Below are 26,304 nucleotides of genomic sequence, written 5' to 3' on the forward strand. Positions count from 1 at the left end.
AAGTCAACTGACTTATTATGCTCCCAGGCATGGACGTGCGGAAGCGCTGCAAAACAGGGGAAACAGAGCTATCTTCCTGCATCGGGGACCCTATAGAAACACACGGGTAGCCGTTTTCATAAATATCGCTTAGAATTGTAGGTACCTCATATCATTATGAAACTTAAGGTTAGGAGCAAAGATGCCAGTACCTGTACCGCACACAGTGCTAGATGAAGTCAGCAATGGTGTTTATTACGACCCGCACGAAGTCCTGGGAGCCCATCTGGATAATGCCGGTATGGGGCCAGACAGTCCGGCAAGGGGTACTAGGCCCTCAGCGACTGTACGGGTACTCCGCCCGCTCGCCAAAACAGTAGAGATACTCACTCAGGACGGCACATATAAAGCCGAGCATGAATGGAACGGCATATTCACTGCTGAAATACCCGCTGTAAAAGACGGGGAGCGGTGGACAGTCCCGGATTACCGGATCCATACTGTTTATGATCATGGGGAAGATAACATCCAGGATGACCCTTACCGGTATCTGCCTACAGTGGGGGAACTGGATACCTACCTTATTAACGAAGGCCGGCATGAGCGCTTGTGGGACGTGCTTGGCGCCCATGTACGGACGTATCTTGACCCCATGGGCGAGCCCGACGGCTCATCAGACGGTTCCGTGACGGGGACATCTTTCGCAGTCTGGGCTCCTAATGCGCGGACTGTGCGCGTTGTCGGGGATTTCAACGGATGGGGGGGCCGCCAGCATGCCATGCGCGAACTCGGGTCCAGCGGCGTATGGGAACTGTTCATCCCCGGGGTCAAAGCAGGGGAACGATATAAATACGAAATACTGAATGCCAATAATGAGTGGAAGCAGAAAGCTGACCCTATGGAGCGCTTCCACCAGGTGCCTCCGGAAACAGCTTCCATTGTTGTTGATTCCCGTTATGAGTGGAACGATGAAAACTGGATGCGGGAGCGCGCCGCGAAGAACCCGCATCTGGGCCCCGTAAGCATTTATGAAGTGCATGCCGGCAGCTGGAAGAAAGGCGAAGGTTACCGTGAGCTTGCTGATGACCTGGTAGGCTACGTCAAAGATATGGGATTCACCCATGTAGAGTTTATGCCGCTGGCAGAGCACCCCTTTGAAGGTTCATGGGGGTATCAGGTCACCGGGTACTATGCCCCGGATTCCCGGCATGGAAGCCCGGATGACCTTAAATACCTTATTGACCGCTTCCATCAGGAGGGTATTGGCGTCATTATGGATTGGGTACCCGCCCACTTCCCCAAGGATGATTTCGCGCTGGGACGTTTCGACGGCACACCGCTGTATGAAGACCCCGATCCGCTTCGCGGCGAACATCCCGACTGGGGAACGTACATATTCAACTTTGGGCGCAACGAAGTGCGCAATTTCCTTGTAGCCAATGCATGCTACTGGATAAATGAATTCCACGTAGACGGGCTGCGGGTCGACGCCGTGTCCTCCATGCTCTATCTGGACTACAGCCGTGAGGGAGGGCAATGGCGCCCCAATAAGTATGGCGGCAATGAAAACCTGGAAGCTATCGATTTCCTCAAAGAGGCTACAGCTACAGCCTACCGCAACGGCCCCGGCATTATGATGATCGCTGAGGAATCCACAGCATGGCAGGGGGTCACTGCCCCCACAAGCAGCGGCGGGCTGGGCTTCGGCCTTAAGTGGAATATGGGATGGATGCATGACACGCTCGATTATCTCAGCCACCATCCGCTTGACCGCAAATGGCATCACAGCGAGATCACTTTCTCCATGGTGTATGCCTATTCCGAGCATTATATCCTCCCGATCTCACATGATGAAGTCGTCCATGGGAAGGGGTCGCTTATAGGGCGTATGCCCGGTGATGACTGGCAGCGGTTTGCAGGCGTACGCGCCATTTTTGCATACCAGTGGACGCATCCCGGCAAGAACCTGACTTTCATGGGCAACGAGCTGGCACAGTTCGGCGAGTGGAATGAAAACTGGAGTATTGACTGGGACAGCCTGAACTGGGAAGACCATCGCGGGATCCAGAGGCTTGTGCGTGACCTTAACAGGCTGTATAAAGATAACCGCGAACTGTGGGAGCTGGATTTTGAACAGCAGGGGTTCCAGTGGCTGACCAGTGACGACGGCGACCACAATACCCTCAGCTATATGCGCCTGGATAAGGACGGGAACCCTCTTGTTGTCGTTGTCAATTTCTCAGGCACAGCATGGGACAACTATCAGGTGCCCCTGCCGAGCGGCGGGAAGTGGGCTGAGATACTCACCACAGACGACGCCAGATATGGGGGCTCGGATATCCATAATACGGATATCCATGCTGTTGAAGGAGAGTTCCATAGCCGCGGCTGGTCAGCCTATCTGACGGTCCCTGCTATGGGGGTGATTATCCTGAAACCTGAAAATTAAACACTTTAAGGATATCTGATAACGGCAATACTGTTATGCTGCAGCTGTAGGCCCGAATTGTGAAGGGCTGGCTGTAATATATACAGTATTGCCGTTATTCATAGGATCGAAAGTTATTATGATTAGCACTACAACTGATAAATCAAAACGCACCGGGCAGTACTCCATCCTCGTTGTTGAAGATGAGCCTACCCTCGCAACTGCTATCGGGCAGCGCCTGGCCTCTGAAGGATGGAATACCCGTATTGCCGGCGATGGCGCAACTGCCGTTGATCTGGCTGCTGCCTATAAGCCTGACCTCATTATTATGGATATCATGCTTCCCGTTATGGACGGCCTCGAAGCTACCAAACGCATTACGACAACACGCCCTGTCCCCGTCCTTATGCTTACTGCACGTGATGATGAGACCGATAAAGTTATCGGCCTGGGCTCCGGCGCTGACGATTATATGACCAAACCCTTCTCCATGCGTGAACTCGTTGCACGGTGCAAGGCGCTGCTTCGCCGGGTAGAGCGTGCAAAAGTTATCGCCAAGAATTCAGAAAATGAAAAGGTCCTTGAATTCCCGGGCCTGGTAATTGACCCCGCGCAGAGGCTTGTCGTATTCCGCGGAGAACAGATCCACCTGACCCCTACAGAGTTCGACCTTCTGGCCACTTTGGGGCGTAAACCCAAGCAGGTGCTGACACGCGAAAAACTCCTTGAAGAAGTATGGGACTGGGTAGATGCATCCGGTACCCGTACGGTAGATTCCCACGTCAAGGCGCTCAGGCACAAGCTCGGCCCGGAAATGATCAGGACCGTCCACGGAGTTGGATATGCCTTTGAGCCTCCGCTGGATAACAACTGAAAATGCCTGACCGAAAGGGTGACGCAACTCCCCGGACATCGTCTTCCGCGCCCCATCATACTTCCCCCCGCGGGCTGTACAGCAAATCTGCATACGATACATACCGTATGCAGCAGGAACAGGCAAGAAAAGCAGGGGGAAATACAGCGCCGAGGAAGAAGCGCCCCTCTGGAGCCAGGCCGCGCAAAAAGCCTTCCGCCGTCCGCCCTATAGGGGTTTTCACTTCCCTTAAAGCTGAGCTGAGTATCCTCATTATCATTTCAACAGCTATCACTTTCCTTATGTCGTGGTTCCTGCTGCAGTACGGTATCAGCGGATGGATAGCAATGCCCCTGACCCTTGCCGCCGCACTCGGGGTCACATACATATTCTCCCATGGCCTGACCTCCCCTCTCGGTGAGATACGCGATGCGGCAGAACAGATGCAGGAGGGGAATTATGAGATCCGCGTTACTTCTGCAGTATCCAGCCGTGACGAAGTGGGCCAGCTTGCACGGTCTTTCAATGCCATGGCAGAAGAACTGGAACATGCTGACCAGATGCGGCGCGACCTTATCGCAAACGTCAGCCACGAACTGCGTACCCCTGTTTCAGCGCTGCAGGCCCAGGTAGAGAATATGGCTGACGGCGTTATAGAGCCAACGCCTGCAAACCTGGATGGGCTGCTCAGCCAGACTATGCGCCTCACAGACCTTATTGCTTTCCTTCTTGATATGTCCCGCGTAGAGGCTGGGGCAGCAAGCCTGGAAATTACCGAATTCAACGTCAAGGATTTTATCGATGATGTGGTAAAGCCTCTGGAAATAGCTGATGGCGGGCATGGGCACATGATCAGCCTTGACGTCCCTCCCAATATCACGATGGAAGGCGACCAGGACCGTCTGCGCCAGCTCTATACGAATATCGTTTCAAATGCTATCAAGCATTCTGCTGACGGGACAGCTGTACTGGTGGAAGTCCGTGAAGACAGGGTCCATGACACGATCGTTTCCAATATAATCAATTTTGGTTCCCAGATATCGCAGGAGGCGCGGTCTGACATTTTCCGCCGATACGTTAAGGGCCAGGGATCCCGGCCCGGTACCGGATCGGGAGGTACCGGACTGGGCCTTTCCATTGCACGGTGGGCAGCCCAGCTCCATTCCGGTACTGTACGGGTCGTTGATGATTCGCGCGGGGCTAATTTTGAGATCACCCTCCCCAAGCATCACAATATCCCGCTTGTTGATGAGCAGCTGTAGGCCAGCGGGAATACAGCTGTTTCCAGCGCGTGTCGTAAATACTGTTTCTGTCTTATTCACCTGAAATAATATTCGAACATATGTTCGAAAGAGGTGATGGCAATGGCAGTCCCTATGGCCCTCGAGGCTGTGCACGCGGGCTTCCCTTCAGTTGCACAGGATTATTTTGACGGGGATTTTTCCTTCGATGATAATGTGATCACACACCCTGATACGACATTCGTTATGGCGGTAGCGGGCGACTCCATGGAAGGTGCGGGTATTTTCGACGGGGATATCCTTGTCGTCGACCGTTCACTCGCTGCTGAGGAAAACAGTATCGTTATCGCAGCCATTAACGGAGAGCTGACGGTGAAACGTCTGATTATGGGTGCCGACAACAGGCCTCTGCTCCATCCTGAGAATCCGCAATACCCTGATATACCGTTATATCTGGAGCAGGAAGTAGTTATTTGGGGTGTGGTGATTGGGAATTTCCACTGGCAGAATTCATACGCACGGCATTCGCGCCCTCTGGAGGCAGACGCTGCCGGAAAGCCTGACTGGGAAGGTAGAAATGGCATGCAACCGCTATAACAGTGTGATACTTGCTGACGCCAACAGCTTCTTTGCCTCCTGCGAGCGCGTCTTCGATCCGTCGCTTAACGGGAAGCCCATTGTCGTGCTTTCCAATAACGACGGATGTGTTGTAGCGCGCAGCAGCGAAGCAAGGGCCCTTGGGATCGGAATGTGCACCCCATGGTTTGCCATCAAAGAGGATGCTGCCAGGAAAGGCGTTATAGCAAGAAGTTCCAACTATGAGCTTTATGCAAGCCTGTCGCACCGGATGATGTCTGTTATGAGATCCTTCTTCCCCGGACAGGAGGTATATTCCATTGACGAGTGTTTCCTTACAAACCCCTGCACCGATGATGCGGCATCTATCAGTACGTGTATCCGTATGCGGAAAGCCATACTGCAGGGCATAGGCATACCGGTATCGATAGGGATAGCCCCTACAAAAACATTGGCTAAAATAGTGAACCATTGGGCAAAAAGCCATCCTGCCACACACGGGGTATTGTCATGGTCCCAGGTCAGCGCCGATATTCTGCAGCGTACCCCTGTTTCTGACGTGTGGGGCGTAGGCAGGCATCTGAGTTCAAAACTGATGAGCCACGATATCCTCACCGCTGCCGATTTGGGAAATTCCGACCCTGAAACCATAAGGCACCAATACTCTATTTCTGTTGAACGTACCGTCCTTGAGCTGCGCGGGATCCCCTGCATCCCGGAAGAGAATACTGACGATACCGTTGAGGGGGCAAGAAAAGCCCAGATAATGTATTCCCGGATGTTCGGACAGCCCGTACGCGGATACAGCACACTATGCCAGGCTTTAAGCGTGTATGCACAGAAAGCAGCACACCGCCTGAAACGCCAGGGGAGCCTGTGCGGGGCAGTCAGTATCTTCTGCGCAACCGGACACCGCAGGCATAGCAGAAGTACAAGCTCTCATGCCTGGAATACATGTATATTAGACAGCCCTACCGATAACCCCATTACTATTTCACAGGCAGCATGCGAGACGGCCCGGACTGTGGTTGATCCGGATGCCTGTTATGCCCGGGCAGGGATCACCCTTCATAAACTGGTCAGCAAAAGCAGCTATAACCTTCTCGATGCCGATACCCCGCTGAAGGGCACGGAAAAGCTGGGAAATACCTTAGACCTGATAACTGGCCGGTTCGGCCCAATGTCTGCAGGTATAGGGTACGGAGGTATCCGCGGGACAGGACGGTACAGTTCCGATACCGGCAGTCCATGGGCAATGAAACGCACCATGCTCTCCAAAAGATGTACAACGCGATGGAGCGAAATGGCAGTAGTCAAAGCCGATTAAGCGGTCCACTGCGGGTTACAGGCAGCCAAAGCTGGGCGCGGAAGCTGCAGGCCATCTGCATCCCCCGGGACCATAGACAGTGTCAGTGCCGCATATACCCGAGCGCCGGCCTCGCGGAGCACCCGCTCACACGAGCGAAGTGTAGAGCCGGTCGTCATAATATCGTCAATAAGGATAACCGGATGCCCAGCCACACGATGGGGATGCGCGACAGATACCCTTCCGGACAGACGGCCCATCCTGGACCTTCTGTCATTATGGGACACAGATTTTTGCAGCCTGCCGTGCATATGGAGAAACGGAACCACACAGGCATCAGCGCCATGGGCATTCAGCGCCCGTGCAGCAGCATAACACAGCGGCAGCACCTGCAACCGTCCACGCCTGTAAAACGACCCTCTGCCTGAGGGGGCAGGCATAACATATATGCACTCGTCTCTCATACTGCCGTCCGCCCCGACAGCAGCCTGCCCGGATGGCAGCAGGGACAGTACTTTTGGGTACAGGCCGTTCACCAGCTCCTCCATCGCATACGAAAAGGGTTTATCAAGCTCCTCGTCGCCATGGTCTTTCCACGACAGTATTGCCTGCCTTACATTCCTGTTATAGGCAGAACAGGAATAAACGGTACAGGCCATATCGGGGTCCGTAAAATAGTCATGGAGAGGCCTGGAGAGCCTCCTGTGCAGCAGGGCCGAACAGGATCCGCACAAAATACTGTCAGACATACCGCACCCGGCGCAGCATCTGGGGAACAGTACGTACCGCATATTCCTGCACCACAGCCCCGCAGCACGTTTTATACTGCTCAGCCGCCCAGGCGCTTCATTGACCGTACCCATAGCAGGACTATACATGGATACTTCTTCTTCCTGCAAAGGAAACCATCCGCTGTGTACGGATGGGCATGCTGTTTTGAGTTCTCCACAATGCTCCAAAATACTTTTGAGCTGAGTGCCCCGCCATACAGCCGGATACAAAACGCCTGCCCCTGCCCCTTATCTGATTATCCGGCAGAAAACAAGAGGGAACCGGGAAACCCGGCAAATAACCTCTGCGCCCCCTATCAGGCATCCATCGTGGAAACAGCGCCCGACTTTCTCCGCGCATCAATAAACCGGCTGATAAACTTTTCAGTATCTTCCGGGCCCGTGACTTTAACGGCATAGGTCCCCGCAGCAGCAGCCGGATAATCGTTGCCCTCAGGAGACATACGGTCCCCTACAAAAACGATATCAGGGATATCACATTCCATGGCCTCAGCAAGTTTACGAACTGCGTAGGCCTTATCAATACCTTTCACAGAAACATCTATACTGGTAGAGCCTCCCGCACGTACAGTCAGCTCGGGAAGATCAGAAGCAACGGCCTTCGCCAGGGCTTCACGCCTGGAGCCGTCAGGGTCCCATTTCTCTTTTTCATCAACAGGGGCATGCTGCCCCAACGCCGAAAAAGTGATCTGCGATCCCCTGTCTTCAATACGGTCCGACCACACACGCGAATCGTCATACCACAGCCCCAGCTGCTGTGCGCGTGATTTCAGCGATTCCATCACTTTCTGCTTAAGATCCCCGTCAATAGTGATCTCATACCGGCATTCCCAGCCCTCCCCATTCCACGTATAGTAACGGGTCCCGGTTGTCGGCATAAGATGGAGGTTTGACAGCCGTGCGGTACCGGACACCATGGAAAGGACCTGGCTGTCGATAAGGCCCCACTTCCCTCCCGAAATAACAGCAACAGGGCAGAGATGCGTCAGATCGCTGAGAAGCCTGGCAACAGGCGGCTTCATAGGCATTTTGGAGCGGGCAAGGGTACCGTCCAGGTCGAAGGCGACCAGCCTGGCCTTCTGTACAAGGTACCCATAATCTATACTGTCCCATGTTGGGAAAATATCACCCATAGTACCTCCCAGTTGCTGTTGCCGGCCTTACCCATTATGCCACATCGTTAACTACATCCATAGGCCGTTTTCAGTTATGATACTACCGTGGATAGGGTACCATAGAAGAATGAACGGCACCCCACTGCCCCATCCAGGCCATACAGAAGACCCGTCACCAGATGCATCAGAACCCCGTCCGTGGGAGGCACGCAGATACAGGGATCCCCATGGCCGGGGGCCACGGCAGCCGCAGTTCGGAAGGCATCTGCCGCATTACCGGACACGCGCGGGCCTGTTCGATTCTGTGGTTGCAGCCCAGTTAAAACGTCTGGCAGCCGGGTGGCCGGACCTTATTGCATCAACTGAATTCCTTGTTGAAGATGTGCCCGCAGCAAACCTGGTGCCATGGGAAGAGCCGGCTGTGCAGTTTTCAGTATCTTATGCTGCCGGGCATGATGAACCGGCCAGGATAATCCTATACCGCCTGCCGATCCAGTCCGCCACACGGAACCGTATAGAACTTGAATACATAGTCCATGACGAGATCGTGCGCCAGCTGGCAGGGCTGTCGGGCAAAAGCCCCGAAGATATTGACCCTGATCCCCTGTTCTGAAGCCTGCGCGGGGATGAGGACCCTGCTCCCCCTGGGATACAGGCCGTCCCCTGCCCTACCTGACCACGATCCCATTGCGTACGGCAACATTCTGGGATGAGGGGTCAAGGCTCGCAGCGTTCAATGCAGAAATACCGTTTACAGAAGCCTCTGATACATCTTTGACTGTAACTGCCAAAGACATAGTTACTGCTGCCCTCCGCTGCGACGCCCCGCTGGCAGTGCCGGCAGAACTGTCTGCCGTACCTTTCCCGACATCCATCGTAAGAACTGCTGCATTTTCAGCAATATCTGACGGAGCAAAAGCCTGCGATGTGCCGGCCTTGACAGTAATATTTTTTGATCCCGCATATAATCCCGCCGGGCCATACCCTGAAACCGTAACTTCCGCATCGTCCTGTCCAGTATTGGTCACGGTGAGGGTCCCGCCGGCCTTATCAGGTATCGCCACAGCAGAATGGGAGGCAGGGGCCTGGGAAGGAATGAACGCGAAATCGCCCTGTTCCGGGGTGCCTGTACTGCTCACTGCAGCCGCCGAAATCCCTGTATCCGATTCCGCCTGAAGGGCTTTGGCGTTGTCAGGGATATCCCCCAGGGATATAACAGTGACCTTCCCCCCTTCAACGCTGGCTGTCCTGGCATTTTCAACACCGTCAGAAGTGATCCACGATATCCGCACATTACCTGATTCCGCACTGTAAACGATCACAGAAGCAGACCTGCCGCCGCCCAGCGTACCTATAACCTGCCTGTTCGCAGCCGCAGGAAGCGGGGTAATATAATCCGATCCCTGCGGATTAAGCCCATCCATATGTGTTGCAGTGATAACCCCTGCTAACGGGGCTGCAGAACTCCTGACCGTAACATACAGCCCGTCCTGCCCTGAAGCTGCAGCTGACAGGTCAACAACAGCCTGTGACCTTGCCCCCACAGTAACCGTACTGTTTGATGATAATGCAAGCGCGGATGCCCCTGAAGTCCCATGGACGGAAACAGTGGCAACTGTCGCTTTTGATGATGCGTTCATAAGCACAAGTTTCTGAGCCCATCCGGTACGGGTAGGCAGTGACAGGAAACTCTGGGCAAGCTGAGGCTGTACACATGAAGCCGAAGATATCCCCCGCAGGTCACCCTGTGTTGCCCATGACACTACCGACCCTGCAGAACCCGTGCCTGCGTCAGCCTTAAGGAAAGTGGTATCCATAACGGCAGGCCCCTTATTGGTATCCCTGTTGAGAGTATACAGTGAGCCTGGGGTATGGGAGGGAGTTCCCTGGGGATTGGAAAGCGGATTGGCAGATGGAGTATCTGATGTATCGGAGGGGCTCGAGGAGGAAGGATCCGCCTGCGATCCGGAAGATGACCCGGGATGCGTAAGCGCAGCCGTATCCTGCCCGTTAAGCGCAGACACTGAGGATCCGGCTACCGAACCGACTGCTGCTGCCCGGAGCGAAGACTCGATATTTCCCGCACTTGTGCGGAAGCTTTCATCGCCGTATGCTCCAGAATCTGCCAGAGACATCCGTGCAGGGCAGATACGGCCTGCCTCAAGCTGGGCCACCCGGTATTCCCCCTTCACCGCAGCTGCCTGCGGATCATTGAGACCGGCAAGGGGGGCAAAAAGGATAAGGTAGGCGAAAAGCCCGACGAGAATACACAGCGAAACCAGTGCGCCGGCAGCTTTACCTGCGCGCTGTGCAAGCCGTACGCCCTGCACACCTGATGTGGGGCGAGCTGTATTTCTGCTGTCTGCCATTATGCCTGCTCCTGACTATAGCGGTTTCTGCGCGGGAAAGCGACAATACAATATATGATAAGAGTGACAGCCATAACCGCAATCCATGCGTACCGCCATGGTGATCTGGAATACCTGGTTTCCTGGCTGAGGCTGATCCCATGCGTATTCGTATCATCCACAGAAAAACGGATATAGGTCCCCTGCGCGGTACTCACAACACTTTCAGTACCGTTGCTGGCAATAAGGTGCGAAATAAGCTGTGCCGAATCGTCCTCTGCAGTATGCACAATATATATCCCCCCAAATCCCAGGGAACTCAACTGATCGACAGCAGAAGAGCTGGCGCCTGCAATAAGCAGGGACAGTGCGAATGATATTTTCCTGCCGGTATCCTCTGCTGCCTGCACTGAAGGGGAAACTTTCTGTCCCAATCTGTAGGAGACTGACTGCGCCTGTATGCTGGGATTGATATCAAGGATATCACCGCGGGAAGTGGCCATGGAATGATAAGTAAGGTCCTGAGCAACAGAAGCATCAACTGCGAGTACGCGCCGCGCAGGATTTGACGCCAGATAGTCCTGGACAACGGCGGGAAGCTGGTTCTGGGATGCAGCGATCCTGCCGGGAGCCGCAGGAGCGGTAAACCCTGACCATACCCAGGCTGCGGAGCATAGCGCAAGGATAACCGCTATAACCCCTCTTCCCGCTAAAACTGCGGGATTCAGTACGGCAGCAGATTCTACCGTACCTTCACTGGTGATCCTGCGCGAAAAGGCGGTGAATGTTTTTACACCCGTGCCGGCTGCCATACATGCGCAAGCCAGCATCCCAAGAAGGATAACCATCAGCCCCGGCATTACCGACCCCTTTGAATACCCCCCGGCATCCACGGCTATGGTGACCCGGGAAGACAGTACTGCCGCCAAAGCCCCTCCAAGCATCAGGGACCACATCATACGGGAGGCGCGCAGGACGATAGGGAGGAAAAGCGATACCACGCTCAGTACTGCGACTACTGCAAAGCCTATAACGGCTGCCCACAGTACTGCTGCCGATACTGCGCCGCCCCCTGTAAAATGCCCGGGGCCGAAAAGAGCGCTCATCTGGCTGAGAAGGGATGTAGCGCTGCTGCTGCCTGCAGCTGCGGGGCTGGCCGTATTCACATCCATAAATATCTGACGCCAGGCGCCTTTATCCCAATAGCGGATAACATCAATAACCGTAGGAAGCAGGGCGGCAAGGGCAGGTACCGGGATAAGCAGGAGATAAGATTTATGCGACCTTGCAAAAAGCGCGAATGCAGCACAGGAAACAGCCCAAACGATCATCAGCTGAGGTTCGCATAAAGCTGCAGCCATAAAGCACAGTGCCGCGCATGCCCCGTTCTGCGCAGAGGGGGCAGGCCTTTCAGGCTTTTCAGTGCGGTACATCCCCAATGCTTTAAGGGTAAACGCAACTGATGCAGGAAGGAAAACGGAAGATACCAGCAGGGGAAGGTTCCCCAATGAATAAAAGCCCATAAACATCCCGCCTGCGGCCCACGCACAGCCCGCCGTTATACGGACGGCATTGGATCGGGTCACTGTCCCCGCCAGCGCCCAGAAACTAAGGGCGGCACAGGGCGCAGTCAGAAGGATGATCACAGTCGGCGCATACTCAACATGTCCTAATGTTACCAGTGACATAATCAGAAGGACCAGGGAAAAAGGGGCTGGGGCAGCATGTGCCCCTAAACCTGACGCATATGACCAGTATGAGGTCGCTGACCGGGCAAGCTGCCCAAATGTGGCACCTGAAGGAGTAAGGGATACTGATGATAAAACGCTGCCGGTAAAGGCGGCCCGCAAAATCCCAAAATTTACAGCCAGCCCGACGGCCAGCATCACGGCTGCCATTATTGTTGCCCATGTATACCGTATGCGTTTGCGGGTGCGCAGATGGGCTTTGGCCAGCGGATCAAGGACAGTATTGCTGCCTTCATCTGAAAAAGCACGTACACGGTCATTCCATGATTTGACACGGTCGCGGGAAACGCTGAGCAGGGAAAGATCCCGCGCTGAGACCCTGCTGTGCGATGCTACCCTCATGCGTGCAGATATCATTGTAAAAATATTCCCAAGATCCCGCCAGGGGGCGCACATCTCAACGCATGCCTGATATACCTGCTTGCGTCCGAGGAGTTTTGCGAACAGGATAAAAGAGCCCAGCCATTTCCAAAACCATGAAAGAGGCCAGCGGATAACGGAAATATCAGAATAATAGTATGTATCACGCGCCTTCGCCTGCGCGCCGTAGCTCGGTACCGGAGCCCCGCTCCCATGGCCGGCCGGCTGCCCTTTCTGGGTACGCATGCCTTCGAAGCGGGCCCGGAGGTGTGCCGTTTTCACCTGTGGGGCAATAATAACGCGGCCGCCGCCGAGGCACACACGCCGGCAGAAATCACGGGACTGCCCGAACGTGCCGAACGGATAGTTCCCGTCAGAAGCATGAAGCCACACATCCATATCCACAAGTGCACCGGAAAGCGAAACGGCAAAAACATCACTGCGCGAATCGTACTGTTCCTGGTCCTGTTCCCCATCAACAACAAGGCTGTTGACTCTGTGGCCTGGTGCGGCGTAATATCCTGCATTATGCAGGGTTTCACCGTCCCAGCCCATCTGCTTCGTACCAATAACAGAAGCACTGGGGTTATTACGCTGCGCCTCTGTAAGGGACTCAATATACTGCTCCCCCACAGGCCGTGAATCATCATGCAACAGCAGAAGCTGCCTGACACGGTTGGAAATTATCCCATTATCACGCGCATAATTGAGCGCACCGTCAACGGCAGCAATAAAAGAGCCTGCCTTAACGGGAATCACTCTGATCTTCACCGTACCGCCGTGCGCCGGAACCATGATATTACGGCAGCTGCCGGAAGCAATATGGGAAATATGCACCTGGCCGCAGTATGCAAGGAATATCTCAGAAGGCAGTACTGTCTGTCTCAGGAGGGATACCAGCGTCTCCGGGAAATACCGGAGGTCATCTTCAAGTGTAACCACCGCCGCAAGCGAAGTGCTGACGGTAGCAGCCCTGGTGCTGTTTTCTGATTGGGCAACAGCCTCAGCCACGGTATCAGCAAGTGAGGCTTTACCTACTTCGCTGCCGGAATCCCGCATCCCGCGCACTGCCTCCTGAGGCCCGCCGTTTCCGCCAGCCATTGAACCATCCATACCGCACACCTTGCACTATCTGAGTATTATCTGTACTCAACTTTATTAAAAATTCCCGGAGATACTACTGAAATCCCCAAATCAGGACGTTTTCTTTACCTTTAGGACTTTTAATCACTGGCGCCGCTTTAAATGTAATGTTTAAGTGAGATTTCAACAAAGCAGTATTATATAGGCAGTCAACAGTTTAGAATATGAAACTGTATTTCTGTATCGTTTATCAAAAAGGATCCACGCATGGCCTCATCTTATGATCACCAGCGCCGTCATACATTGCTGCAGATCAACTCATATGACCCTCCCCTCCATGCAGTAAATTTCCTTACAGGAAAGCGCCTGGCCCGCTTTATCAGCATGTTCCTTATAGGCGTACTCGCTTTTATTATTGTAGCTGCCGGCGCACTGTATCTTGACCTGAGCAATGCTGTGATCAAAGCCTCAACAACGGTGATCGATTCCCATGGCCATGTAGTCAAAACAGCCGTTGATCCCAACAAGGGGAAGCCCCTTGATATCTTGGTCATAGGGCAGGATGCACGGGAAGGCAATAATGGTTCCCTCATTGGTGATAACAATCCGGCTGATGCCCAGAACCACCAGGCTGACACGACAATGGTCATGCATATATCCGCTGACAGGAAATTCGTTGACCTTGTCTCCATCCCCCGTGATTCGCTGGTCAGCATACCGTCCTGTGCTACGTCAAAAGGTACCCTCCCCGCTCGGAACAACGTTATGTTCAATTCAATTTTTGCAAATGCTTATGCCAAGGGCGGTGACATCTCCTCGGCTGCCAGCTGCACGATGAATGCTGTGAACCATCTCACCGGGCTCAAGATCAAACAGTTCATTGTCGTTGACTTTTCAGGCCTGAGCACCATGATCAATGCCCTGCATGGTGTAGATATCTGTGTGACCCAGGATTTCAGGGACTCCTATACTAACCTTTCCCTTACGAAAGGCCTGCACCATCTTAACGGTGTCCAGGCAACCCAATATGCGCGCATACGCCACGGCCTGGGAGACGGATCGGATGTTATGCGCACTATACGCCAGCAGTACCTTGTAAAAATGCTTTTACGGGAAGCAACACGGAAGAACCTGTTCACACAGACAGACCAGCTGTATCAGATGGCGAAATCTGCCCTTGAATCCCTGAACATGAGCAGCGGGCTCGCAGATATCAACGTTCTTATGGGACTGGCAGGCAGCATGTCCGGCCTGAAAACTTCCGGCATATACACACAGACTATACCTGTAGAGACCTCGCCGGTTAACCCGAACCGCGTGCAGTGGACAGCAGAGGCTCCTGCTGTATGGAAGAAGCTTGCCCAGGACCGCCCTCTGACCGATCCATCCCCTTCCGGCCAGGCAGGCTCTTCATCGTCCGGCTCTTCGCAGGCAAGCCCAGAGGGCTCTTCAGGAAGCCCATCTTCCCAGCAGTCGTCTTCCAGCCCTTCCGCAAACCAGCCTTCTTCATCCCCATCATCCGGATCTTCCGTTGATCCCGATACAGGGCTGGTCACACAGCAGGACGGGACGCTTATTGACCCGAAAACAGGCGGGATCGTTGACAAAAAGTCAGGCGCTATCCGTGACCCGCGTACGGGCTGGTATATAGGCATGGCTGAGAAGTATGTAAACCACTCTATCTGTAAGATCAGCAACTGATCCGTACGGCTTAAGGAGGACCGGCTATGACAGATTCTGAAGACCGTAATACCGTTGATCCGCCAAGCTTCCATCCTTCCCCGAAAAAAATCGGTGAGGGGAGCTCTGCACAAGCTGACAGCGGTCTTCCCGCAGGAAACTCAGCTGATGGGGCGGATGGAAGCGGGCAGCCGGCGGTTTCCGAGCCTGCCCCTCCATCGTTCGCACCCAGCAGCAGCCCTTCCAGACGTATATCCCGCCCCTCTGCTGACGGCATACAGGCTGATGGCATACAACCGCACTCTTTTGCACCGGACAGGCAGCCCCGGAGCCAGCGCAGCGCTTCATCCGGCAGCAATGTTGTACCTCCAGCGATCCCGCCGGCATCTCCTTCCCCTTATAGGCAGCCGCCGGACAGCAGTTATCCGGGTACGCCCGGGGCCCAGGGGGCAGGCGCCGGCTCCGGTTCCGGATCGGGTTTCAACGGAACGCCTGCATCAGGATCCGCGCCACGGAAACCCCGCAGGATCGGAAAAATAATCTTCCGCGTTATTGTTGCGCTTCTCGTTATCCTCCTTATATATGCCGGATGGGCATGGTTCTACGTCAATTCCCAGCTTAACCATAAGGACTACCTGTCTTCTGCTGCGGATACAAAAGGCAGTACCTGGCTTATCCTGGGGTCTGATGCGCGTGACGGTACTACCGGCGGGACGGCCAACCAGGTCCCGGGCTTCAGGACAGATACTGTTATGGTCCTCACGAAACCGGATTCCGGCCCCGCTTCACTGATCTCCATACCCAGGGATTCATACGTGGAAGTTGACGGCAAAGGGGCAAAAATCAATTCTGTGGCAGAACTGTATGGATATCCCAAGCTTGTAACTGCAGTTGAAGGTATAACCGGACAGAAAATAGACCATGTCGTATCAGTCGGTTTTGGAGGCCTCCAGACGATAGTTGACGCGCTTGGAGGGGTAGAGCTCTGTTATGACCGCACTGTCAACGATGAAAAATCAGGCCTGAACTGGACAGCAGGATGCCACACGGCTTCGGGGACCACGGCTCTGGCAATGTCCCGCATGAGGTATTCGGATCCTGAAGGTGATTTCGGACGCACAAAACGCCAGCGCATGGTCATTTCTGCAATCATAAAGAAAGCTGCCTCCCCCGCAGTGGCTGCGAACCCGTTCACACTGCAGAAAGTCCTGAAATCCGGACTTTCCTCGCTTACAGTAGACCAGAAAACATCGACCCTGACAATGGTCCGGATGGCTCTGGCATTCAGGAATGCAACGCGGGAGGGCGGCGTGACCGGTACCGTCTATTATTCCAGCCAGAATTACAGGCCGTCTTACCGTCTCGGGTCCTGTGTCCGGCTTGCGGAACAGTCCAACCATACGCTGTTTTCCAAACTGGCAAACGGTACCCAGCCTGCTGGGACTGTTGGCGGGTATGCTGCATCCTGAAAGTTATCCACAACTTATACTGGCTGGTATTCAAGGCGTTTCTTCAGTCTGACCACAATCCGGAAATATCTGGCGTTCGCCCGGCCTGCCGGCCATACTGGATATATGGCGCGCACGTTAAGCCCGCAGCAGATGTCACAGAAGAATGACCGTCTGGAAATACTGTCGGCAGTTGTCCCAGGGATCTCAGCGTTCTTCGGCCAGATCGTCATGCTTGTTGTTATGGTCTTCAATAAACAGTATCTCTATCTTGTTTTCCTCATACCGGGGATCATCTCGGCTTTAGCGATATCCATTATTATGCTTCTGCGGTGGCGCATGCGGAAATCCCTTCCTACTGCCGCGCCGGAAACAGGTTATGACAGTGCCGGCGGCCCATACAGCAGCGGGGCCGTTTCCTCAGACCCTATGCTCAGTATCCCGCCAAAAAGCGTGGGAAAGTTTTTGCCTGCAAAAAGCCTTTCCCAGCTGTACGGTACTGCTGTAACAGACTGGAGGAATATACTGCGGTTATGGCTCAGCCATTCGGAAACAGGCAGCGCTGCCTCCTGCCCTGCCCGCGGCAGCAGCACGGAAGCTCCTGTCGGCACTGCCCTTTTCCCCGCAGCTGAAAAACCTGCAGGCAGCATGGCAGGCAATACCGGCAGGCGGGATATCTCACCGCAGGAAGTCCCCTGCCGACTGGACCTTATACGCCAGGGGCCGCATGCGCTTATTGCCGGGACTACCGGGTCGGGAAAGTCAGTCTTTCTGGAAACCTGGTGCCTGTCACTCGCCTGTTCGTATCCTCCTGACCGGCTCAACTTTGTTTTCCTTGATTTCAAAGGAGGCGCCACTTTCCAGAAGCTGAAGCATCTGCCGCATACTGTGGGCAACGTAAGCGACCTTAATATCCCGCATGCGATGCGTGCCCTGCGCGCACTGGAATACGAGCTTAAAAGGCGCGAACAGATCGTGCAGGGCAGCGGCGGGAACAGCATCCTGCACCTTAAGGATGCCCCTGCCCACCTTATTATCGTTATTGACGAATTCCACGCTCTGCGCGACGCCCTCCCTGATTACATCCCCAGACTTATATCACTTGCAGCACTGGGCAGGTCTTTAGGGATACATGTTATCGCATGCACACAGAACCCTATGAGCCAGATCAGCAATGATATGAAAGCCAATCTGTCCCTCCACATATGCCTGAGGGTGCGCGACATCATGCAGTCGCTGGAACTCCTGGACATCCCCCATGCAGCAGCCCTTGACCCCCGGTCTCCCGGAACGGGATATATCCATGACGGTGTCCAGTGTGTGCCTTTCCGCAGCGCGTACAGTGCTGATACTGCCGACATCGTAAAAGCAGCAGAAGATTCATACAGGTTTATGGTGTCTGCACGCAGTATCCCAGCCCGAGGCAGAACCAGTTCTGATACCGGCGACCTGAGTACCGGCAGCAGCAGTAATGGCAATACAGGCACCAGAGGAGCCGGAAACCATCTGCCTCTGCTGTTCAGTGCACCACTCCCCGCTTTTCTCCAGTCCAACCCGCAGCCGGCTGGGCCGGTAGCCCCCTATCTATCCTCTTCGCCATGGATGCTGGATATGGGACTGAAAGATAACGGTATAACCACCTCTCCATGGCGCATACCTCTCCAGGGCCAGAATATTGCAGTTATTGCCCCTCATGGTTTCGGGAAGACAGCTTTCCTGCGCATCATCAGACGGTCATATATGCACAGGCTCAATGCCGTACAGCCTGCTGAATACCATGATGTCGGTATCCTGATACCACGCATCGCTGTATGTGATAATGCTGACCCCTATCTTGATCCGCTGGCCTCTCCTTCCTTCCATGCTTTAAGCGCCAATGATGGCGATCCACCAGCCATACATGCCCGCACTGTAAATATCAAGGATCACAGTGCAGGGGATGCAGATACTGCGGACAGGGGTATCGGGGAAACTGCCCGCTCCCCTTTTGTCACCGAGATACGCTCTGCTGAAGGGTTTTATGCGTGTATGGGCAGCAAAGATATAACACTGTTCTACACAGTCAGCGATCCGCGCGCTGTGCATTACCCTCAGAACTGCGATGCCCGTATCATCATCCCTACAGGCGAACGTTCAACTGATATCTTATGGGACTTGCCGGGAAGCCTGGCCAATGATGCCAGCTTTGCCGGCAAACGTATCCCCGGACGCGGCATTTACTGCGCTGACGAATCATATATCATCCAGACGTATACCGATATAACCGATATATAATACAAATTTTAATATTTTTTTAGCTGAACACTTGAAAAACGATACGATTCGTGGTTATCTCTTATATAGGTGATTTTTAGGAGGTATCTGTGAGTAGTTCACAAGATTGGCGCGCGAAAGCTGCATGCCGGGATAAAGACCCTGAGCTCTTCTTCCCAGTCGGCAATACAGGCCCTGCGCTCCAGCAGATCGAAGAGGCAAAAGCAGTGTGCAGGACATGCGAAGTCGTAGACGAATGCCTGAAAACTGCACTGGATACCAACCAGGATTACGGGGTATGGGGCGGATACAGCGAGGATGAGCGCCGTGCACTCAAGCGTAAGTATATGCGGGCACGCCGGAGTATGCATATGCAGTAGATCCGCATAAAGCTGCACATCCGGCACATCCCGGATTCCCGGCTACTCTGCCGCACGCAGCTTCATGCTGATATCAACCCGTGTACCATGGGGATGGTTTGCACTCCAGCGGATAGTGCCGCCAAAGTCATTCGTTACAAAGGTATTGACGATTTGAGTGCCCAGTCCTGAACCTGATTCCCGCGGGTTTTTACCTTTATCATCAACTTCAGTTTCAAGGCCGTTGCCGTCATCTTCCACAACAACATTAAGGCTTTTCCCGCTTCTGCCGACAGAAATACGGATATTCCCTTCTTTCCGGTTTTTAAAACCATGCTCGACGCAATTAGTCACCAGCTCCGTGAGTACAAGGGACAGCGGGGTCGCATCCTGTGCAGGCATCATGCCAAACTGCCCAAGGTACGATAACTTGATTTCCTGCTCATCGGTACTTGCCACTTCAACAGCCAGCCGCAGTATCTGTGAAATCACAGCGTCAAAATCAACTACCTCATCGGCGGTCTGGCTCAGCCCCTCATGGACAACAGCAATGGTTTCAAGCCTGCGCTGGGCTTCCTGAAGCTCTTTGCGTACTTCTTCATTTTTCGTCCTGCGCGACTGCAGCCTGAGGAGGGATGACACCGCCTGCAGGTTGTTTTTGACCCTGTGATGCACTTCTGCTATGGTGGCTTCCTTCGTTTCCAGCTCCATCTCCCGGCGCCGCACTTCTGTAACATCACGGCACAGGATCACCGCCCCTGTGCGCTCCCCTTTCTTAAAAAGCGGGAAGCACCGCAGCGCAATAGAAGCAGTAGGGGTCGTTATTTCAGAATCAGCAAAGAATTTGCCCGCAAGCACGCCCGGAAGGGATTCAGGGACTTTATCATTCTCGCGGAACTGTTCAGTAATGAATTCGCTCAGATATCTGCCGATAACATTCGTTACAACGCCCAGCCTCCTGAAGCAGCTGACAGCGTTAGGAGCTGCATACTCGACAACCCCTTCTGCGGATAAAACAAGAAAACCGTCAGATACCCGCGGGTCATGCCGCTGCTTCGACATAAGGTCATCGGTATAGGGGAAAGTCCCCTCGCCTATCATATCAAAAAGTTCCCGTCCCACATGGATGCTTTCTGATTCATAATGCCCATTTGCCAGGCGCATTATCATATTCGTCTCGCGTATGATCACGCCGAGGATCCTGTCCTGCCGCTTTACAGCAAGGAAGTCATCACACACGGTTGCAGTATCAACCATGCGGTAATGGTCAACATCCCCGTTGCCGACGCCGTTGAGCGCATCCATAACAGAAGGTACCAGGGCTGCAGGAAGATGCCTGCCTACCATATCGTCTACCTGCCGTGAAACAACGGTCGATGACCTGCACTGGGCCGCAATCACCAGCTGGGCCACATTATTCTCTTCGATCGGTATAACAAGCATAAGATCAGCAAAACTCAGGTCAGCGATGACCTGCCAGTCTTCAAGGATACGGCGGAGCCAGCCTTTATCCTCGTTAGTCAGCGAAGCGCTCCGCGCAAATACACTGGTAAAATCTGTCATACCCATATTGTACAAACGCGGCGCTATCGGGCGACCCGATATAACTTCATTACGGCTGTGTACGTCATATCCCTGATTACACTTAAAGAAGATGATTAAGGAGCAACAGTTATGAAGAGCACCGATGATGTCCGGACCGGGACCGGTAAAAAATCAGGGCAATGCGGCAGCCGCCCTGGTACCTCTAAGGACGGGGACAGCCAGGATATACCTGAAGTAAGCTCTGCTGCCGTCCAGCAAGTCCTGCTGGCCCGTATAGCCAAAGAACAGGCCAAAGCAGATGCCATCCGTGCACGGGCCAAGGCAAAAACTGCCCGGATACTTGCAAAAGGCGAATATAAAGCGAGCGTTATAGAGCAGAAAGCACAGGGGACGTATAAGAAAAAAGTACGCCTGGATGTCCACGGCCGTCCTAAACCCCTTATGCGCGGATGGATACATCTTGTGGCAGCCCCTCTGGCACTGGCAGCTGGGATCGTCCTTATCTGCCTGGCTCCGGGTGCAGGGCTCAAATGGGCATGCGCCGTGTTTATGGCAAGCTCGCTTATCCTTTTCGGCAATTCAGCGCTTTACCATATTGGGGACTGGCCGGAAAAAACTACCGATATCCTGCGCCGCATCGACCATGTCAATATCTTCCTTCTTATAGCAGGGACATACACCCCTGTGTCATTCGCACTGTCACCGGGATGGAGGAATACCATCATACTGACTATGTGGATATTCACCGGTATTGCGCTGCTGATACATGTTGTATGGATCAATGCCCCGCGCTGGCTGTATACGGTTATCTACATTATTTTCGGTGTATCCGGAGTAGCATACCTGCGCCTTTTCTGGCTTTCCCCGCATGCTGGTCCGGCTGTAGTCTGGCTTGTTGTAGCAGGAGGGGCATGCTACATACTGGGGGCTATAGCATATCTGCTGCGCAAGCCTGACCCCTGGCCCATGGTTTTCGGTTTCCATGAGATATTCCATATCGGTACCGTTGCAGGGTTCGCATGCCACACCGTCGCTATATACTTCGTAGCAGTTTCAATGATGTAAGCGCGAAGCTGACGGAGCCGTACGGGACTGCCCCGCTCCAGCCTTATGCTATTGCTATTCAGATCTCAGCGGCCTGGAATCTTTTACAGTAACAGTGATCTCACGCCCGTTGGGGGCAGAATACGTTACCGTATCGCCTTTTTTCCGTCCGTTGACTGCAGCACCGATAGGCGATTCCGGGCTGATGATGTCATAATCTGTAGCAACAGCCAGATCATGCGATCCCAGGACATAAACCATCTCACGCCCGGCAATATCAAGGGTGACAACCGATCCCGGGCCCACTTTACCTGCTTTGGGGGCTTTCAGTATTTCTGAATCACGGAGTTTAACTGTGAGCTCCTGTATACGCCCCTCGTTCTTGCTCTGTGCCTCCCTGGCAGCCTGGTATCCGCCGTTCTCACTGAGATCGCCTTCCGCGCGTGCCGCCGCAATTTTTTCTTTGATCTCTTCGCGAAGTTCGCCTTCACGGTAGGCAAGCTCTTCCTTCATCTTGTCGTATGCTTCCTGAGTCAGCATATAGACCTTATCCTGCGGCATAATAACCTCCTAAATTCAAACTTATGCTACGTAGCTATACTGCGGGCAAAAACTGCATCAGGCCCGCAGGCCTTTGCTGTCAAATCCTGAGACCAACCCCGCGACCGCGGTATTGCGGTTATCCCGGGCGGAACTTTACCGGGACGTGGAAATGATATCAATAACGAACACGAGCGTATCGCCGCCCCCTATGCCGGCAGCCGGCATGCCGTTCCTGCCGTAGCCGTACTCGGGCGGGATGGAAACGATCAGCCGGGAGCCGACGTTATGCCCCGGAACGAGCTGGTCCCACCCGCGGATAACCTGTCCTATCCCAATGCCGAAAGAAGCCGGCTGATGGCGGGAGAAACTCGAATCAAAAGGAGTGTCTTTGCCCCAGACAACACCGTGATAATTCACAGTGACCCTGTCCCCTTTACGGACTACAGGGCCGTCCCCCTCGGTTATTTCCAGCCCGCGAAGCCCTGCAGGCGCTTCCGGGGACGGGAATGTGATCACAGGCATGCTGCCGAATTCAGCGTTCACCTGAGGCATATCTGATGCATCCATAATACTCCTGCCTTTATATCTCAGCTTAACTTATTACTTTCCTGCAATCCTGCGGTGCCGGGACTGCTTCTGCAGCTTTTCAGCTTTTACACAACAGAGGTGGCCGTACTGCGGGCCTTCCGGTCCGGCACAGCCACCTCTGCTCCTGGTGCCCCGGGCGGGACTTGAACCCGCAAGACTTTAAGGTCGGCGGATTTTAAGTCCGCTGCGTCTACCGATTCCGCCACCGGGGCATGCCGCATGGCCAAAGCCGCGAGGCACCCACCTATTATGCCACAAGGCCAGGCCTAGCCTTTTCCTGCGAGCAGTTTTATGCCCAGATCCCTGACAATGCCGTCAAGAAGCCCGTGCTCGCTGACCATAACAGTGCTGAGTTCCCTGCCCCGGCTTTGGACAGAAAGGGATACACGTTTAAGGACCTCGGTGAAGATCAAAGCACCGGCCCCAATAACATCAAGCCTTCCCGGATGGATAACGCCGAGGCTGCCCCGCTGAGCGCGGTCCATATGGAGGACTGCGCTGTCCGCTTCATATATCCTGCTGATATCTAGCAGCGCACCGTCTACGGCATCGCGGTCATATGTGCTGAGCCCCAGAGCGACTGAAGCCATAGTGGTCACTGTGCCTGAGACCCCGATGAATGTCCCGGTCCGGGAAATATCCACTGCCGCACACGCCGTATCAATAGCAGCGTTCACATCGTCTGCAGCCCGGGCGATCTGCCCGTCATCAGGAGGGTCTGAGAGGAGATGCCTCTCGCTTATACGTACCGACCCTGTATCCATGGAATACGCCTGGGAAACATCAGTGACCGGGACACTGCGCCCATCCCCGCCAAGCACAAGTTCAGTGGATCCGCCGCCAAGATCCATCACCAGGTACGGTGCCTGATGGGCAGATGTATCGACTACGGAAGTAGCACCGAGAAAGCTCAGCCGTGCCTCCTCTTCGCCCGGAATGACATCGGGGCGTACGCCAAGCCTGCTGTATACGTAATCTTCAAATTCATTGCGGTTCCTGGCATCCCGCGTCGCGCTTGTAGCCACAAACCGGATACCGTCAAGATCGTAGCCGTTAAGGATACGGGCAAATTCATCAATAGCTGCAAAAGTACGCTGCAGGGCATCCTGGCTGAACCGGCGGGTTTTATCCACACCCTGGCCGAGCCTTACTACCCGCATGATACGCGGCACAAGGACGGTAACACCCGTCCCATCCACACGGGCGACCATCAGCCGGATCGAGTTAGTGCCGCAATCAATGCCGGCAACAGTTACAGCCATATTTTCCCCTGCTCAGATATGCTAAGTTACTTATTCTTATTCTGCATTGTATGCTGTTTTACATATTGGCATACTGATACCATGCACCACAGCGTCACGATTCTATACTATGCCCGGAACACCTGCACACCGACGGATCAAATTCGCCGGCAATAAGGTCCAGGACAATATCCCCGAAAGGATTTACCCCCCTGCCCATGACAAGGCTCTGGGCTGCCAGCGCATGCAGACATTTGACCCGTTCAGGCATCCCTCCCGCACTGATCCCGGAAATATGTCCTTCGCTGTCGCCAAGCTTTTGAGCCAGATGATGCCTGAAAATAAGATAGAGTTTATGGGCTTCACGATAGCTCTGCACTATCCCGGGATCTGGGCTTCCGGGATTTCCTGTACTGCCGGTGCCGCCGGAGCGTAAGGAACCATCAGGTTTGCCATGATCGTCAGACCTGCCCGTACTGCCGGAGCAGCCAAAGCTGCCCTCGCCCTGAAGAAGGGCAGTGAATTCAGCCATTTTCCCCGACGCTTCAACCCTGGAAATTGCCTTTGCTGCTGCGGGAAAGGTGAGATAAAACGTTGTTGGAAAAGGTATTTTCCCATCCAGCAACGGGCGGGTCACCGTAACAAGCGGACGGCCGCACACACACCTGGCACCAACTGCCACCATACCTCGGGGATACCGTCCCAGCTGCCGTTCAACCTCATTGATATCACATTGCCTAAGAGGCCCGGCAAGAAGAGAATCGCACAGTTTTTCAGCAGTCTTCGCCCTAAGGGCAAAAATACCGGCCTGCCCCTCAGCAGCGATACTGCCGCCTGTATCTGTTATGCCTGCTGTATCCACTGTGTTCCCCGGTCCTGCCTTGCCATATTACTGCCCACTACGCATATTACTTATATTACTTATCCCAATACTGCCCCGCCGCAGCCGGCAACCAACCATGCCGTTAATGCCGGTTACGCCTGTTCAGCCAGCGCTGCTGCTCTTCCTGGCTGGGAATGCGGTCAGAGGGCTTTGAACCGTCATTATTTCCCTTAGTATCTGTCGTATCTGCCTTCTGCATGGAATACAGCATCTCTTTGTACCAGGGAAGTTTCTGCCCGGATGAAGCTGCTGATGACGATGGTACGTTGCTGCTGCCTGAAGCTGAAGGCCCTGTTTTATGCTTTGAATTTTCAAGGATGATAGACTGCTCGCCGGGATACACGAATCCCAGGCGCTCACGTGCCTGCGCCACCACATAAGCCTTATCGTTCCACCGCGATATCTCATTTTCCAGGCCTGCCTTCCTGGCGGCCAGGCTTGCCTCCTGTACCTTGAGGGAACTCAGCTCAGACGTGCTTTTAACGTACAGCTGTACTGTCGTAAACAGCTGAATAAGGCAGAAAATCACGATTATCAGAGCCGCGAAAAATGAGATAGGGCCGTTCTGCTTTATTGAGTAAGCCGCCCTGGACATAGGGGAACTGCCGGCGCCGCGGGATCCCTGCGATTCACGCATATTTTCCCTCCGTAAGGAGTCCCTGCGCGGGGAACGTCCGGGCTGTGTATCCGGCCCGGTACCCTTATCCCGCCCGGTGCGGCCATCTTTCCCGGTACACCTGCGCTGTCCAGCCAGCCTGCCCAAAATGCCGTTCCGGTGGCTTTTACGGGGTTTGCGGGACGGGTCGGAAGAGCCGCCCCTGTCCCCCAAAAACCTGCTTTCCTGTGAAGGCATACGCAAAACCATATATACAAAAATACCCGTCCAACTCGA

Annotated in this window: 21 protein-coding genes and 1 tRNA gene; 11 read left to right on the top strand and 11 right to left on the bottom strand. The window is 54.2% G+C overall.

Going from position 1 to position 26,304, the window contains the following annotated elements; genetic code table 11:
- Positions 1 to 181: 181 nt before the first annotated feature.
- From glgB to HMPREF9156_RS0103370, 5 genes are all read left to right on the top strand, one after another.
- On the top strand, positions 182 to 2,428 hold the full coding sequence (gene glgB / locus HMPREF9156_RS0103350) for a 1,4-alpha-glucan branching protein GlgB (protein ID WP_007147387.1): 2,247 nt from the start codon (positions 182 to 184) through the stop codon (positions 2,426 to 2,428).
- Between the two features lie 118 nt (positions 2,429 to 2,546).
- Positions 2,547 to 3,281: a response regulator transcription factor gene (locus tag HMPREF9156_RS0103355; RefSeq protein ID WP_007147388.1), complete on the top strand. Its 735-nt coding sequence runs from the start codon at positions 2,547 to 2,549 to the stop codon at positions 3,279 to 3,281.
- A 2-nt stretch (positions 3,282 to 3,283) separates the two neighbouring features.
- Complete coding sequence (locus tag HMPREF9156_RS0103360; RefSeq protein WP_007147389.1) at positions 3,284 to 4,522, top strand: sensor histidine kinase; 1,239 nt, start codon at positions 3,284 to 3,286, stop codon at positions 4,520 to 4,522.
- Positions 4,523 to 4,624: 102 nt separating this feature from the next.
- A complete protein-coding gene (locus tag HMPREF9156_RS0103365) occupies positions 4,625 to 5,098 on the top strand; it encodes a LexA family protein (protein WP_007147390.1) in 474 nt (157 codons plus the stop codon).
- Positions 5,079 to 6,404, top strand: coding sequence for a Y-family DNA polymerase (locus HMPREF9156_RS0103370; RefSeq protein WP_007147391.1), 1,326 nt, complete (start codon positions 5,079 to 5,081; stop codon positions 6,402 to 6,404). Before HMPREF9156_RS0103365 ends, HMPREF9156_RS0103370 begins: the two co-directional genes overlap by 20 nt.
- On the opposite strand, the gene HMPREF9156_RS0103375 is transcribed toward HMPREF9156_RS0103370, so the two are convergent.
- On the bottom strand, positions 6,401 to 7,246 hold the full coding sequence (locus tag HMPREF9156_RS0103375; protein ID WP_017147455.1) for a ComF family protein: 846 nt from the start codon (positions 7,244 to 7,246) through the stop codon (positions 6,401 to 6,403). The genes HMPREF9156_RS0103370 and HMPREF9156_RS0103375 overlap by 4 nt on opposite strands.
- 224 nt (positions 7,247 to 7,470) lie before the next feature.
- Entirely contained in the window at positions 7,471 to 8,307 is an 837-nt protein-coding gene (locus tag HMPREF9156_RS0103380) for an HAD-IIB family hydrolase (protein WP_007147393.1), read from the bottom strand.
- Positions 8,308 to 8,416: 109 nt separating this feature from the next.
- Here HMPREF9156_RS0103380 and HMPREF9156_RS0103385 point away from each other — a divergent pair, with 109 nt between their 5' ends.
- Positions 8,417 to 8,902 carry a metallopeptidase family protein gene (locus tag HMPREF9156_RS0103385; protein ID WP_017147456.1) on the top strand — a complete coding sequence of 162 codons (486 nt, stop codon included), beginning with the start codon at positions 8,417 to 8,419 and terminating at the stop codon, positions 8,900 to 8,902.
- 55 nt (positions 8,903 to 8,957) lie between these two features.
- On the opposite strand, the gene HMPREF9156_RS0103390 is transcribed toward HMPREF9156_RS0103385, so the two are convergent.
- Both HMPREF9156_RS0103390 and HMPREF9156_RS0103395 read right to left on the bottom strand, forming a co-directional pair.
- Positions 8,958 to 10,658 (bottom strand): DUF5719 family protein, encoded by a 1,701-nt coding sequence (locus HMPREF9156_RS0103390; RefSeq protein WP_007147395.1) that lies wholly within the window; start codon positions 10,656 to 10,658, stop codon positions 8,958 to 8,960.
- Positions 10,658 to 13,858, bottom strand: coding sequence for a hypothetical protein (locus HMPREF9156_RS0103395; protein ID WP_007147396.1), 3,201 nt, complete (start codon positions 13,856 to 13,858; stop codon positions 10,658 to 10,660). The genes HMPREF9156_RS0103390 and HMPREF9156_RS0103395 overlap by 1 nt, the downstream gene beginning before the upstream one ends.
- 237 nt (positions 13,859 to 14,095) lie before the next feature.
- Between HMPREF9156_RS0103395 and HMPREF9156_RS0103400 the strand changes: the two genes are divergently transcribed.
- From HMPREF9156_RS0103400 to HMPREF9156_RS0103415, 4 genes are all read left to right on the top strand, one after another.
- Entirely contained in the window at positions 14,096 to 15,529 is a 1,434-nt protein-coding gene (locus tag HMPREF9156_RS0103400) for an LCP family protein (RefSeq protein WP_007147397.1), read from the top strand.
- A gap of 26 nt (positions 15,530 to 15,555) precedes the next feature.
- Positions 15,556 to 16,977: an LCP family protein gene (locus HMPREF9156_RS0103405; RefSeq protein WP_007147398.1), complete on the top strand. Its 1,422-nt coding sequence runs from the start codon at positions 15,556 to 15,558 to the stop codon at positions 16,975 to 16,977.
- Positions 16,978 to 17,082: 105 nt separating this feature from the next.
- Positions 17,083 to 19,230 carry an FtsK/SpoIIIE domain-containing protein gene (locus tag HMPREF9156_RS0103410; protein WP_007147399.1) on the top strand — a complete coding sequence of 716 codons (2,148 nt, stop codon included), beginning with the start codon at positions 17,083 to 17,085 and terminating at the stop codon, positions 19,228 to 19,230.
- An 89-nt stretch (positions 19,231 to 19,319) separates the two neighbouring features.
- Complete coding sequence (locus HMPREF9156_RS0103415) at positions 19,320 to 19,589, top strand: WhiB family transcriptional regulator (RefSeq protein WP_007147400.1); 270 nt, start codon at positions 19,320 to 19,322, stop codon at positions 19,587 to 19,589.
- 42 nt (positions 19,590 to 19,631) lie between these two features.
- Here HMPREF9156_RS0103415 and HMPREF9156_RS0103420 read toward each other — a convergent pair whose 3' ends face one another.
- The gene (locus HMPREF9156_RS0103420) at positions 19,632 to 21,131 is read right to left on the bottom strand and encodes a sensor histidine kinase (RefSeq protein WP_017147457.1); all 1,500 of its coding nucleotides are present in this window, start codon (positions 21,129 to 21,131) and stop codon (positions 19,632 to 19,634) included.
- Positions 21,132 to 21,242: 111 nt separating this feature from the next.
- On the opposite strand from HMPREF9156_RS0103420, the gene trhA reads away from it, so the two are divergent.
- Positions 21,243 to 22,178 (top strand): PAQR family membrane homeostasis protein TrhA, encoded by a 936-nt coding sequence (trhA, locus tag HMPREF9156_RS0103425; protein WP_007147402.1) that lies wholly within the window; start codon positions 21,243 to 21,245, stop codon positions 22,176 to 22,178.
- A gap of 54 nt (positions 22,179 to 22,232) precedes the next feature.
- On the opposite strand, the gene HMPREF9156_RS0103430 is transcribed toward trhA, so the two are convergent.
- From HMPREF9156_RS0103430 to HMPREF9156_RS0103455, 6 genes are all read right to left on the bottom strand, one after another.
- Positions 22,233 to 22,718, bottom strand: a complete 486-nt coding sequence (locus HMPREF9156_RS0103430) for a GreA/GreB family elongation factor (RefSeq protein WP_007147403.1) — start codon at positions 22,716 to 22,718, stop codon at positions 22,233 to 22,235.
- Positions 22,719 to 22,853: 135 nt separating this feature from the next.
- Entirely contained in the window at positions 22,854 to 23,267 is a 414-nt protein-coding gene (locus tag HMPREF9156_RS0103435) for an FKBP-type peptidyl-prolyl cis-trans isomerase (RefSeq protein WP_007147404.1), read from the bottom strand.
- Between the two features lie 146 nt (positions 23,268 to 23,413).
- Positions 23,414 to 23,500, bottom strand: a tRNA-Leu gene (locus HMPREF9156_RS0103440).
- A 54-nt stretch (positions 23,501 to 23,554) separates the two neighbouring features.
- On the bottom strand, positions 23,555 to 24,550 hold the full coding sequence (locus tag HMPREF9156_RS0103445; protein ID WP_007147405.1) for a Ppx/GppA phosphatase family protein: 996 nt from the start codon (positions 24,548 to 24,550) through the stop codon (positions 23,555 to 23,557).
- Positions 24,551 to 24,644: 94 nt separating this feature from the next.
- Positions 24,645 to 25,298 carry a DUF501 domain-containing protein gene (locus HMPREF9156_RS0103450; protein ID WP_231198090.1) on the bottom strand — a complete coding sequence of 218 codons (654 nt, stop codon included), beginning with the start codon at positions 25,296 to 25,298 and terminating at the stop codon, positions 24,645 to 24,647.
- A gap of 196 nt (positions 25,299 to 25,494) precedes the next feature.
- Positions 25,495 to 26,265: an FtsB family cell division protein gene (locus HMPREF9156_RS0103455; protein WP_017147458.1), complete on the bottom strand. Its 771-nt coding sequence runs from the start codon at positions 26,263 to 26,265 to the stop codon at positions 25,495 to 25,497.
- Between the last annotated feature and the right edge of the window lie 39 nt (positions 26,266 to 26,304).

It is taken from the genome of Scardovia wiggsiae F0424 (assembly GCF_000269605.1).
Taxonomy (GTDB): domain Bacteria; phylum Actinomycetota; class Actinomycetes; order Actinomycetales; family Bifidobacteriaceae; genus Scardovia; species Scardovia wiggsiae.